We start from the raw sequence: 12,509 nt of genomic DNA on the forward strand, positions 1-12,509 counted from the left end.
GGTAAATACATGGCAACAGTCACTACCGTAGAAGGCAATTTTTCCGCGCAAGGCGGCAAGTTTTGTCTCGTCTCTTCGCGCTTCAACAGCTTTATCGTCGAACAATTGGAAGGCGGCGCGATCGATGCATTGGTCCGCCACGGTGCCGACCGCAACGATATAACGCTGGTCAAGGCGCCGGGCGCCTTCGAATTGCCCATGGTGGTGCAACGCATCGCCGCCAGTAAAAAGTACGATGCGATCATCGCCTTGGGCGCTGTGATTCGCGGTGGCACGCCGCACTTCGAATACGTGGCCGGCGAATGCGTCAAAGGCATTGCTCAAGTCGCATTGCAACACGATATTCCGGTTGCATTCGGTGTGTTGACGGTCGACAGCATCGAGCAGGCGATCGAACGCGCCGGCACCAAAGCCGGCAACAAAGGCGCCGAGGCCGCTCTGTCCGCGATCGAAATGGTCAGCCTGTTCAAGGCCCTGAACGCCAACCAGGGCAATTAATGAGCCAGGCAAAAACCAACGCCAGAAAATGTGCGGTGCAGGCCTTGTACCAATGGCAGATGTCGGGCGACAGTCTGACCCGGATCGAGACCTATTTTCTGGAAGAAGAACATTTGAAAGGCGCCCAGAAAACTTATTTCAGCGAACTGTTCCACGGCGTGCCGAAACAACTGGACGTGATCGACGCCGCATTGGCCGAATTCGTCGACCGGCCGGTGGAGAAAATCGATCCGGTGGAGCGGGCGATTCTGCGCATCGGTGCCTATGAATTGATCAACCGTCTGGAAACCCCGTACAAGGTCATCATCAACGAGGGCGTCAATCTGGCCAAGGATTTCGGCGCCGACGGCAGCCACAAATACGTCAACGGTATTCTGGATAAAGTGGCGCAGAAGCAGCGCGCAATGGAAATCGCCGCCAAACAACGCCACAAAACCGGCGACTGATGGCGCTGGGCGAATTCGACCTGATCCGGCGCTTCTTTGTTGGATCGGCGCTGCAACATCCGTTCAATCAACTCGGCATCGGCGATGATTGCGCCTTACTGAATCTGCCGGAAACCTACCAGATCGCCGTGACCGCCGACACCATGGTCGAAAACGTGCATTTTTTTGCCGATGTCGATCCGAATGCCTTGGGGCATAAAGTCTTGGCGGTAAACCTCAGCGATTTGGCGGCGATGGGCGCCGAGCCGTTCGCGGTGACGCTGGCGTTGACCTTGCCGCAAGTCGACGAATCCTGGTTGCAAGCTTTTGCCGATGGTTTTCTGGCCCTGGCTCGGCAATATCGGGTGGATCTGGTCGGTGGCGACACCACCTCCGGACCGCTGAGCTTGACGGTACAGGCCATGGGTGCAGTGCCGCGCGGCCAGGCCTTGTTGCGTTCCGGCGCCAGGCCCGGCGACTTGATTTTCGTCAGCGGCCCCATCGGCGATGCCGGCTTGGGACTCAAGATCAAACAAGGTTTGCCGGTCTTCGATAACGAACAACCTTTGCAAAGGTTCGACCGGCCGCTACCGCGAATCGAGACCGGTCTGGCGTTGCGCGGCGTCGCCAGCGCCTGCATCGATATTTCGGACGGCTTGGCTGCCGACCTGGGCCATATTCTGCAGCAAAGCGGCGTCGGTGCGGTGCTCGATTGGGACAAACTGCCGTTGTCGACTGCGGTGGGCGAGTATATCGCAACCAGTTCGGACTGGACGTTGCCGTTGAGCGCTGGTGACGACTATGAACTGTGCTTCACGGTGCCGGCGCCATTGGCGGCAAAGGTACCGGCCGGCTGCAGTTGTGTCGGCGTCGTCGAGTCCGAGCCCGGTCTGCGGATTCGTCGGGCAGGGCGCATTGAACATTTTCAGGCCAGGGGTTATGAACATTTTGTTTAGGGATCATTACGGCAATAGCCAACTCAGCACCCGGCAAATTCTGCAAGATCCTGAATTGTTTCTCGCATTCGGTTTCGGTGCCGGTCTATTCCGTTTCATGCCGGGCACATTCGGTACCGCCGCCGCCATTCCGCTGTATTGGGGCTTGGCTCAAACCGGGAATGTGGTTTATTTAGTGGCGACGCTAGCCGCGATTGCGCTGGGAGTGAGGCTTTGCGATCGTGCCGCCGCCAAGCTGCAAGTACATGATTTCGGCGGCATCGTCTGGGACGAAATCGCCGGTTTCTTGGTGACCATGCTCGGCGTTGCTTTATCCTGGCAGAGTTTGTTGGTCGGATTCGTCCTGTTCAGGCTGTTGGATATCCTGAAGCCTTGGCCGATCAAATGGTTAGATCGAAACGTCGACGGCGGTCTCGGCATCATGCTTGACGATATCGCCGCCGGCGCGATTGCCTGTCTGATTTTACATTACTGGTTTTAGTGCGTTTTCTGGTTGCCGCGCGCTGCAATAGCCGCACGCGCTAACTACCCTCCCTGCGGACGGTTGACCCTTAGCCCTTGCCAATCTAGAATCCAAAATCGCGGCCAGTCATAAGAGCGAGCCGCGGCTACCATCGGCTGTGCGAGCGAGCTATCGAACGCATGGTCAACAACAAAAATAACGAGGGGAAATTATGAATTCGAAGTTAGTACTTGCGGCGACTGTCGCCGCCCTGTTGAATACGGGTAACGCATTCGCAGATTGGGATTTTGGCGGCAAAGGTATTGGCGCAGCTTGTAAAGGCTTGCCCAGCCACGCTGCGTTAAAAGCTGCCTTGAATCAGGCCGTCAGCACCGAAAGCAGCGGTTTGAATCTGCATATGTGGGCCACTATCGTCAACCGAGACGGTGTGGTTTGTGCCGTGGCTTATTCCGGTGGCAACCGAGCCGCGCAATGGCCTGCCAGTCGGGTGATTTCGGCCCAAAAAGCCAATACTGCCAATTCCTTGAGCCTGGATTCTACCTCGGCTTCGGCCGGCTCGGGCAGACAGTTGGGGCTGGCGTTGTCGACCGCAAATTTATACTCTGCGGTGCAGCCTGGTGGTAGTCTGTTTGGACTACAGGAAAGTAATCCGGTGAATGCGGAAGTGGCTTATGGCGGTAACTCAGGCCTTTACGGCACGCCGGTCGACCCGATGGTCGGCAAAAAAATCGGCGGTGTCAATGTGTTTGGCGGCGGTCTTGGTTTATATGCGACCGGACAAGCCTTGATTGGCGGTATCGGTTTGAGCGGCGACACATCGTGTGCCGACCACAATATCGCTTGGCGAGTCAGAAACAATTTAGGTTTGGATCACCTTCAGGGCGTAAACGGCGTCAGTGGCGATGGGCAGCGCCCGGATAATATCGTTTACGACATCGGGGCCGACGGTAAGAGCGCCGGTGGCTTTGGTCATCCGACTTGTATAAACGTCTCTAACCCTTCGGAATTGCCGGCCGTCATTCCATAGGGGGATCCCAGCCAGAAATGGTTACGGGCCTATAGCGGTCAATCGCATGGGCCGTGAAGGTGCCGTGGAAAGCGGCACCTTTCTTACATCCCGGAAATGGTTTCGGTATTGGTTTGGTCTGGTTTTTTGCTTAATGCACATTCCGGTAATCCGGGTCATTTTGCTATTGAAGTAAAAACCAGCCGATTGTGGTCGCGAAAGCTGGTCGACCAAAATCCAGGGTATAAATGTTTTATTGATTGGCCTGTTTTCTAAACGCGCCAATAAAAACTAAATAAATACCGGACGGTAACCAAGCGGGAATAATATATTTCAGATCAGTAGGTTTAAACTGGCCGGATATAAAAGCTTTTCTAAATAATATTTGGGCTCCGCCCAATTCGCCGGCCCAGTATAATTCATACGCTTGATATAAAATCTGCTCATAAATCAATTTGTTGCAGTTCTGCTTGCCAATGGATTCTTCGATGCCTGGAAAGTCTTTTAAAAAGGCTTTTTGTACGCCAAGATGATTCAATATTGCGCGCAAGCGATTACGGGTAATCTGTTCGCCTTGTTTATGGTGATAGTAAGAAAGAACTTCCGGAACCCGGACAATTTTGCCGAATAACGCGATTCTCAACCACATGTCAAAATCCTCTGCGGTAAACCAGGCATCGTTAAAACCTTTGACGCGGTCTATCTCTTGTTTGCGGGTAATGACGGCGTGGATCGGCCAAGGGCAGCTTTTTAACAGAATACTCGCCTTATCGGACGTTTCGTAGTCCGGCGGAATATAGGGCTTGCAGCGGTCGGCTGCTAAGCCGATATTCTGCCAGCCGCAATAGGCAAGTTTGCAATCCGGATTTTGTTCTAGGCAGCCGAGAAGTTTTTCTAAAAATTCCGGGTGCCAAGTGTCATCTGAGTCTAGAAAAGCAATAAATTGGCCAGAGGCTGCTTGAATTCCGACGTTACGGCTTTGCGCCGGGCCGGAGTTGGATTTGAATATCGACTTAATATTGGGATAAGTAGCTTCCAATTCGTTGATGACTTGTCCGGAGTTATCTGTTGAGCCGTCGTCAACGATAATTAACTCGAAATTCTTAAAAGTTTGGTTGTAAACGGAAGCAACGGAGTTTTTGATCGTGAGAGCCGAGTTGAAACATGGCATTACTATGGAGACAAAAGTATCCCCTGTTTTTGAGTTGTTATTTACTGCCACGGCGTTTAACTCGGCAACTCTATAACTTGACTAGTTTTCGTAATGGGTGAGTTCTTCTTTGACAATATTCAGATAACTCAGGCCATGTAGTTGATCTGGCTCCAGATAATTGCCTTCAGCCCATTCATTCCAGGCTTTGACAAAAACAATGCGTTTTTCGGGGGGATTTTTGGCAATTAATCCAAACGCTTGGCGTAATAGCTTCCTGAATAGCTCGGGCGTTGATCCATGCAGTACTAAGCCGTTTTCGTTGGATCGCGGAGTGTTATCCCAGTTTGGTAATACGGTCGGATAGTCCGGAAAGCTTGGTGCCGATTTGCGAATCAGGTTATCCATCACCTCCGCATAGTCGTATACGGTCAGCGAGGATTTTTTTCCCGCAATAAACCGCAAGATTTTACGCATGATATATCGGGTGGGTAAGTGACCATCTTTTGGCGGCAAAGGCTGCCACGTCGAAGCATCGAGCCCGACGCTGGTCGGGTCCCAGTCCTGGCGCATTCGATAATTCACTCCAACCAGATACAGACCAGCCAAACCGGCGGCGGCGGCTAATTCTCGCCAGTACGCAATTACGTTTTGCAGATCGGGCACGTCCATCGGACTAAAAATCAAAAACAGAGGTTTGCCTTCGACCGTGATGTAACGTGGGTCTTTGAAGGCGTTAAGTAACCATTCAAAGTGCTGTTTATGGTCTTCCATGCCTGGGTAGGTTTGCTCGATTAAAGTTCGATCAGCGGTGCCTTGCCAGATGTTGTTCCAACTATGATTTGCCCAACACAAGCAAAATGGGAAATCGGGTTCGCCGCTGGCGAGGATCTCGTTGACCGGCCGCTCAAGGATGCGTCGGCCGTCGCCGAACCAGTAGTGGTAGTAGCAAAACCCCTCAATTCCGTATTCTTTGGCAAGTTCGGCTTGAGCGTGGCGCGCTTCGGGTAAACGTAGGTCGTAGAATCCGAGGTCGGCCGGCACATGGGGTTGGTAATGGCCGGGGTATAGCGGCTTGGCTTTAGCGACGTTGGTCCATTCTGTGAACCCTTTGCCCCACCACTCGTCGTTTTCCGGGGTAGGATGAAATTGAGGTAAATGAAAAGCGATAAGGCGTGGACTGGTCTTCATAAAATGTTAAACAGAGTTGAATTTTGCAAGTATGGCTCGCCAGGCTGACACGATTTCTTGTTCTTCAAGCGCCAATGAATAAGTCTCGCGAATAAAATTAGCCGCCAGCCGACCTTTCTGCGCCATGGTTTCGGGGGCCTGCCGGTAGGTTTGTATGACGTGTTCGACAGTTTTCGCAAAGCCTACTATATCGCCTTGCTCGATAGGATAAGAAAATTCAGGGTTGAAAAACTCCCGGCCTCCGCCGCCGTGGAAGCCGATCACGACACAACCCGATGCCATAGCCTCTGCAGCAGGTAAGCCGAAGCCTTCGGGATAACCGAAACTCAAAAAGACGGCCGAGTCGCGGTAAATTCTTGCAACTTCTGCTTGAGGCAAGTTAATAAAAGGGACGATCTCGAAGTCTTCAAGCGCACCGCGAAACTTCAGAATGTTAATCACTTGCATCGCGTCTTGCTGATTTTTGATGCGGGAAAAACACAATTGCTTTTTCTTTTTCTCTTGATAATAAAAGGTATTAGGATCGATAGAGAGTCTAAACCGATAGAGCGATAGTTCCGGAAAAGCATGACGTAAATAATCTTCGCCGTCCTTCGAGTTTACCAGCGTGGCAAGCGTATCGGGGTCGTGATATGGACTTATCAGGCGATCTTTGTTCAACGAGTAACCGTTAAAGGTCAGATAGCAATTTTGGTTTAATACGACTTTTTTTATGCCTTTGCCGTAAGCCCACGCCAAATCCGGTCCGTACAATTCCGGTATAGCAATAATGTCGTCTGAGCCGATCGTGCGACTTTTGCCGCCTTTGATGTGCAACTCAACGACCTGATCCGGCTGGAAACGGCGTTTTACCTTGCCGTGAAGACGATCGATGATCGAGCCCCGCCAATACACAATTGGCGTTTTATTTTCGAACCACGATACTCGAAATCCGGGATTGTTGTGCACGACGTAGGCCGGGATGCCGTTACGGTTCAATACGTCGACATGCTGATATATGACTCTTACCCCCCTACGGGAGTGTTATGTTCCGGACAAAGATAATAGATAGTCACGAGGTTGGCTCAATTTCGAGTGTTAGCGTGAGCAAAGCCAGCGGCTTGCTCTGGCTGTTAAGATGGTTATGCCGATCCATTTGAGTGGGTTTGCTTGAAACGCCACATTACATGTTTGTCCAACATGTCGATGCATCGTCTTTTAAAACCAGGGAGTCCGAAATAGTTAAATTGCATTTCGGCGTTTTTTAATGCCTTGGTATCGCTCAGCTTGCTGTGTTGCCGCCGTGATAAAAACGCTTTTTCTTCCAGAATTAACGCCAAATCGTTCATAAATTCGATTTGCTCCGACGCGGCGTGATAGGCCCGAGCATCAGCAGTCGCTTGGCGGCCGATTTTTTCGCGAAGTCCCGGATCGGCGGCTAATTTTTTCATCCAGTCGGCGGCCTCATCGATATGGGGTTCTGCCCATACTGCGCGTTTGCCGAGTCGGTCGGGGCCATTGGCGGCCATGCCGGTATAAGGCACCAAATCAAATCCTACCAGACACGAATTCGTGTGCCGCATGAACGACATGTTACCCGACCAGGCGGTTGCTATCACAGGCTTGCCTAACGCCATACATTCTAATGGTCCGAGTCCCAGTCCTTCCGCACGGTGCATAGAGACAAATACGTCACAGCTGGCATACAGGCTTAACACATCCGGGTAGCTCAGCGACTTGGGGATAAAATGAACACGCGGATTACCAGCACATCGTGATTTTAGTTCCTCTACCAATCGCATGGGGTTGCAACCCGGCGTAGTGACTTCCGCGTTATTTAATTTCACGACTAAATGCGGCGCGTCCGAAGCTTCGGAGTTGCCGGGAAACGCCTGCAGGAAAGCATCGACAGCACCAAATGGGTTCTTGCGGGCCGGGTCATGATGCGGATCGAAACTGGATACAAACAGAAGCTTATCGTGAGGCAGTTCAAATTTAGCGCGGTCTGCGTAAATTCCGTCAGGCAGGAAAAGCGGGTGTATGCAGTCGAGCGTCAATACATCCGATAAATTAGTATCAAATACATGTTTAACAAAGTGCGATCCGGCCAGTACCACATCAAATAAACGTAGCGCTTCCCGGAAGCGTTTAGGTAACACGGTTTCTTCGCACCAGATCAATCCTACATTGAGACGATTGGCGGCAAACAAGCCCTTCGGGGGATGCAGAAACAGGTTTGGCAATTGTCCCATCGATAGAAAGAACAAATTGATCGAGTAGGGCAGTTGTATCGGGTCGTCAACTGTAAGATCCTGGTATTCATGCACCCGGGCATTGGGAGCGCGCTTGTAATCTATATCAAAAATCGATACTGGAATTTGCCGATTTAAAAATAGTTTTACAAAATGCCTGGCAGTTATTCCCAAGCTTACGTTACTGCTGACGTAGCCGATAACGTTGATACCAAAATTACCGTTCATCTGAGTTAATTTGTTTTATTGAATCGCCATAGCACATAACGATTGAGAGTGTGATAAAACCAGCTACGAAGAATGCGGCTTTTGAGTTTTAACCATGGTACCTGGGTTTGATCGATCTGGCTGAATACCTGATTAATTTTGACTTTCACCACCGCTTCTGAAAAATTATTTTCCAGAAAATTTCTGCCGGATAAACCGATTTCGCTATGCCGCCCCGGATCGTTGAGTAAACTTAATACGTGATCGGCAAATTCTCTGGGTGTATCGCCAATCAATATTTCTTTGCCGGGAGTAAGCCCGAAGCCTTCCAGCCCAATCGAGGTCGTGACGACTGGGAGGCCGAAGGACAGCGCTTCGCCAATTTTGCCCTTTACACCGCTCCCGTAACGCAAAGGTGCTACCGAGATATAGGACTCTGTCAAATAAGGGTGCATCGACGGCACGTGGCCCAAAATCTCAATGGGCCCGCCGTGAAGATTTTTCACCGTCTCCGGGTAGCCTTCGCCGATTACTTTAAAACGAACCTGAGGGGCTTGTTCTAATATTAGCGGCAAGACCTCGTTGGCAAAATATAACACTGCGTCACTATTAGGCTCATACTGGCCCCAGCCTACAAACATCAATACGTTTTTATCTCGCGCCGCAGTAGGAATATATTCACCCATAGGATGAATATTTGGAATGATAGCGAGTTTATTGGCGGGGAGTTCTGGTGCTAATAACTGACGCTCCTGTTCAGAAACGACAATAACGAAATCAGCTTTCCTATAGGTGGCAATTTCTTCCCGCTTAACTTTATTGGCGAAATCTATATCGCTCTGTTGTTTAGTCAATCGGGCACGTGACATATATCGGCCGAACTGAACGTCTACAGAGTCTATAATCAATTTCGCTGTCGGCGCCCAATCTCTGACTGCTTGAATATTTTTCGGGGTCGCCAGTACATAGAGAACGAATACCACCGCATCGTAATTTTCGGCCTGTAAGGCCGGCACCAATCCGTTATCGCAAATACCGACGCCTTGAGACACCAAAGTTTGTCGATAAAGCGACACCGCGGACTCTCCTAATTCGTTGGCCATGTAAGGGACATCCAACGGGCAAAGCGATACTTGGTGAGACTCCGTCAGTATTTGAATCAAGCGAGAAAACCTGAGTTCGTATGAGGAACGGTCGAATGCTGGGTAGGAGTCTGAGACGATCAGTATTTTCATGCGCTAAATGACTCGATAAAGACTATATTTGTTGAGATATCGATCCGGCAACTAAAGTTAATGTTTTACCCATGGCGGTATGAATTCGCTCCAGTATTGATCCTCGTTTTTTGCCAATCGCTTGATAATCGGTCTGAGAAATCTAATAACAGGATTCTGGATAATTGCTTGGTAATTTTTCTCGTACCAGCAGTATTTATTGATTATATCTGTTAGTTGTTTTTCGACATGCTTTTTACCACCATGTTGAATGATAACCATCGCACAATCTAAAAGCATAAGTTTCTCAAAAGCTGTTGTTTTGGCATTAGGATGACTTAAAGCTTCAGAAAGAAGGCTGTCAGTGCTGATAAATTTAATTCCATTTTCCGCCATTCGCAGCCATAAATCCAGATCCATCGCGATGTGGATAGATTCATCAATCGGACCAACCTGCTCCCAAGCCGCGCGAGAAAATGCGCTAGACGGTTGCAAAAAATTGCCGCCATTCATCCAGCTATATAGGCTATTCAGATCGATTGTTGGATTAGGTTCAATGTAATAAATTTCGTTGCCAGACAAATCAACAATTCTTCCTGAGCCAACGACCATTCCAATTTCCGGATTGTTCTGGAATGTCTTAGAGAAATATTCAAGAGTGCCAGGCAGGTACCAATCATCCGAATTTAGCCAAGTAAGTATGTCGCCGGTGGCTTTTGCCATGCCTTTGTTTATAGCATGGCTTTGACCTCTATCAGGCTCGCTAACCCAATAAGTTAAGTATTCCTCATATTTTTTAATAATATCGATTGTATTGTCGGTGCTGCCGCCATCGATAATTATGAACTCTAAATTAGGATAATTTTGAGATAAAACAGATTGTATTGTCTTCTCGATGAACTCCCCCTGATTGAAAGTTGGAGTTACAACAGATATTCTAGGAAGCTGTTCACATTGAAGAGTCATGATCTAAAAGTAGGTTGAATTTCTGTGCTTAGTGGTCAATATTGTTTATTCGTCGGTTACAGGGAGTAAATTGAATGTTCAAACAAGATTTTTCACTGAAAGCTCCATTTGCCATTTAAAGCTAAAAATCCTTCCGTCATGCTTTGAGTGCGTGCAATGTCTGGTGCGGTTACTTGAAATGTGATAACGCCTTCTTCATAGAAGATATTACGAGTTATACGTCCTGCATCCACGCCGATACGAACTGAAAAAACGCCTGGTAGCAATGGAAAAGAAGGTATGTCGATGGCTAATGTATATTCTCCTGGAGTTAGGATTTTGTCAGCAAACAATGATTCCGTGATTTCAGTGGCAAGATAAAGAAAATCAGTGGTATGAATGCCAAATCCAAAATTGGGTTTTTCAAGTTCTTTATTAACTCTAAAATGTAACTTAAATGTTATATTTTCGTCGGTACGTATACTTTCAGTTACACTTCCATCTTTATTGTATATCTTCACCGATAGCAATTCGATATCATCCGTATGTTCTTTGCGAGCACTGCTTGACGAATGGTGGCTTTGCTCTTTTATTTTTTCGTCGTTTTGTGCGTAAAAAAGCCCACATATTTCTGCCGGGCTTCCATCCGCGACAATTTTACCGTGATCCATGAGGAGCACTCGCTTGCATATGCGTTCGATTTGTCGAATGTTGTGGCTGACAAGTAAAACCGTTTTTCCTTGATGAATTATCATGTCTTCCATCTTATTGAAGCATTTCCTTTGAAACGCTAAGTCGCCGACCGCCAAAACTTCATCGATAATTAGAATATCCGCATCCAGACTGGTAGCGATGGAAAACCCCAGCTTTACGGTCATGCCGGAGCTGTATCGTTTTACGGGGGTGTCAATAAATTTTTCCAATTCGGAAAAATTAATGATTTCGTCCAGTTTTTGTTGAATAATCTTTTTCGGTATACCCAAAATCGAACCGTTCAAAAAAATATTTTCCCTGCCGGTTAACTCTGGGTTTACGCCTGCGCCCACTTCTATAAGCGGGGCGATACTACCTCTTACCACAACATTGCCCTTTGTAGGCTTGCTAATATTGGCGAGGTGTTTGAGTAGAGTGCTTTTTCCGGCGCCGTTGTGTCCGATAATGCCAACGACTTCACCTTCATCAATAGCAAAGTTGACATTGTCGAGGGCTTTAAACCGCTCGCGGCTAATTGTAGGCTGAAAACTTAGGCGTCGTATTGCGTTGACGGCAGTTTCTTTCAAACTTGTAAGGTGTCCGAGTTGATATTCTTTGGTCAGATGATTGACTTCTATAATGGCCATATAGTGGAATTTGAGTATTTCGATTCTAGTAAGTTATCGACCTATTAGATAACGTCAGCAAACCAATTTTCAGCCCGCTTAAAAAACCAATAGCTAAAAGGAAGCACAGACAAAGTTAATATCAAACCTGGGTAAAGTGCTTGAAAATCCGGGTCAGATGCTCCAATTAGTGTGCGCTGAAAACCATCGATTATTCCAACTAATGGATTTATAGTGTAAAGGGTATACAACTTCTCCGACCACTCTCCGGCTGCCTGCTCTATAAGTAGTTTCTTTTTAACCAGGCTTAAGGGATAAATCACCGGTGAGCCGTACATCAATAACGATAGGCCGATTGGTATGGCTTGCGCGATATCGCGGTAGTAGACATTCATCGCTGCGCCGAAAAAACTGATCGTCAAAGCCACTACCATGGTATACAGCACAAAAACCGGCAGCCAGAAAGCATATATAGTAGGCAAAATTTTGTAATAGATCATCATTCCGGCCAGTATTACAAAACTAACAACTAGTTCTACTAGTTTGGTCACCATTGCTGTCAACGGAAAAATTTCCCTTGGGAAATATATTTTTTTAATTAAGGCTGCGTTCGAGGTGACGCTGTTTACACCTTCGGAAACGGATTCCTGAAAAAAGACCCAAGGTATTAATGCCGCAAAGGTAATTAAAGGGTAAGGTAATCCACCTGTCTCAATACCTACGAAACCCTTGACTAGCGTGAATACCAACATCAGCATAACTGGTTTTAGTACCGCCCATAAAATGCCAAGGTAAGCCTGTTTGTAGCGAATAACTATATTTTTGTAAGTTAGAGCGGCTATTAGCTCTCTATAGTTATAAAGGTTTTTGATTATTCTGAACATCTCGAATGGTATGAGCTATA

Annotated in this window: 13 protein-coding genes; 5 read left to right on the forward strand and 8 right to left on the reverse strand. The window is 48.2% G+C overall.

What is annotated here, in order from left to right:
* The first annotated feature begins 9 nt into the window (after positions 1 to 9).
* From ribE to PL263_RS04475, 5 genes are all read left to right on the forward strand, one after another.
* Complete coding sequence (ribE, locus tag PL263_RS04455) at positions 10 to 498, forward strand: 6,7-dimethyl-8-ribityllumazine synthase (RefSeq protein ID WP_140911211.1); 489 nt, start codon at positions 10 to 12, stop codon at positions 496 to 498.
* The gene (gene nusB / locus PL263_RS04460) at positions 498 to 944 is read left to right on the forward strand and encodes a transcription antitermination factor NusB (protein WP_140911212.1); all 447 of its coding nucleotides are present in this window, start codon (positions 498 to 500) and stop codon (positions 942 to 944) included. The genes ribE and nusB overlap by 1 nt, the downstream gene beginning before the upstream one ends.
* Positions 944 to 1,879, forward strand: a complete 936-nt coding sequence (gene thiL / locus PL263_RS04465) for a thiamine-phosphate kinase (RefSeq protein WP_278211857.1) — start codon at positions 944 to 946, stop codon at positions 1,877 to 1,879. The genes nusB and thiL overlap by 1 nt, the downstream gene beginning before the upstream one ends.
* Complete coding sequence (locus PL263_RS04470; protein ID WP_278211858.1) at positions 1,863 to 2,360, forward strand: phosphatidylglycerophosphatase A; 498 nt, start codon at positions 1,863 to 1,865, stop codon at positions 2,358 to 2,360. The genes thiL and PL263_RS04470 overlap by 17 nt, the downstream gene beginning before the upstream one ends.
* Positions 2,361 to 2,553: 193 nt before the next feature.
* On the forward strand, positions 2,554 to 3,369 hold the full coding sequence (locus PL263_RS04475) for a heme-binding protein (RefSeq protein WP_278211859.1): 816 nt from the start codon (positions 2,554 to 2,556) through the stop codon (positions 3,367 to 3,369).
* Positions 3,370 to 3,601: 232 nt separating this feature from the next.
* Here PL263_RS04475 and PL263_RS04480 read toward each other — a convergent pair whose 3' ends face one another.
* The 8 genes from PL263_RS04480 to PL263_RS04515 form a co-directional block, all read right to left on the reverse strand.
* The gene (locus PL263_RS04480) at positions 3,602 to 4,570 is read right to left on the reverse strand and encodes a glycosyltransferase family A protein (protein ID WP_278211860.1); all 969 of its coding nucleotides are present in this window, start codon (positions 4,568 to 4,570) and stop codon (positions 3,602 to 3,604) included.
* Between the two features lie 30 nt (positions 4,571 to 4,600).
* Positions 4,601 to 5,689: a glycoside hydrolase family 99-like domain-containing protein gene (locus PL263_RS04485; RefSeq protein WP_278211861.1), complete on the reverse strand. Its 1,089-nt coding sequence runs from the start codon at positions 5,687 to 5,689 to the stop codon at positions 4,601 to 4,603.
* A 6-nt stretch (positions 5,690 to 5,695) separates the two neighbouring features.
* Positions 5,696 to 6,667 carry a glycosyltransferase gene (locus PL263_RS04490; RefSeq protein WP_278211862.1) on the reverse strand — a complete coding sequence of 324 codons (972 nt, stop codon included), beginning with the start codon at positions 6,665 to 6,667 and terminating at the stop codon, positions 5,696 to 5,698.
* 143 nt (positions 6,668 to 6,810) lie between these two features.
* A complete protein-coding gene (locus PL263_RS04495) occupies positions 6,811 to 8,148 on the reverse strand; it encodes a glycosyltransferase family 4 protein (RefSeq protein WP_278211863.1) in 1,338 nt (445 codons plus the stop codon).
* A gap of 5 nt (positions 8,149 to 8,153) precedes the next feature.
* A complete protein-coding gene (locus PL263_RS04500) occupies positions 8,154 to 9,362 on the reverse strand; it encodes a glycosyltransferase (RefSeq protein ID WP_278211864.1) in 1,209 nt (402 codons plus the stop codon).
* A 57-nt stretch (positions 9,363 to 9,419) separates the two neighbouring features.
* A complete protein-coding gene (locus tag PL263_RS04505; protein WP_278211865.1) occupies positions 9,420 to 10,307 on the reverse strand; it encodes a glycosyltransferase family 2 protein in 888 nt (295 codons plus the stop codon).
* A 92-nt stretch (positions 10,308 to 10,399) separates the two neighbouring features.
* Positions 10,400 to 11,626 (reverse strand): ABC transporter ATP-binding protein, encoded by a 1,227-nt coding sequence (locus tag PL263_RS04510; protein ID WP_278211866.1) that lies wholly within the window; start codon positions 11,624 to 11,626, stop codon positions 10,400 to 10,402.
* A gap of 44 nt (positions 11,627 to 11,670) precedes the next feature.
* The gene (locus PL263_RS04515) at positions 11,671 to 12,489 is read right to left on the reverse strand and encodes an ABC transporter permease (protein ID WP_278211867.1); all 819 of its coding nucleotides are present in this window, start codon (positions 12,487 to 12,489) and stop codon (positions 11,671 to 11,673) included.
* Positions 12,490 to 12,509: the final 20 nt, after the last annotated feature.

Origin of the sequence: Methylomonas sp. EFPC3, assembly GCF_029643245.1 — a bacterium.
GTDB classification, from domain to species: domain Bacteria; phylum Pseudomonadota; class Gammaproteobacteria; order Methylococcales; family Methylomonadaceae; genus Methylomonas; species Methylomonas koyamae_B.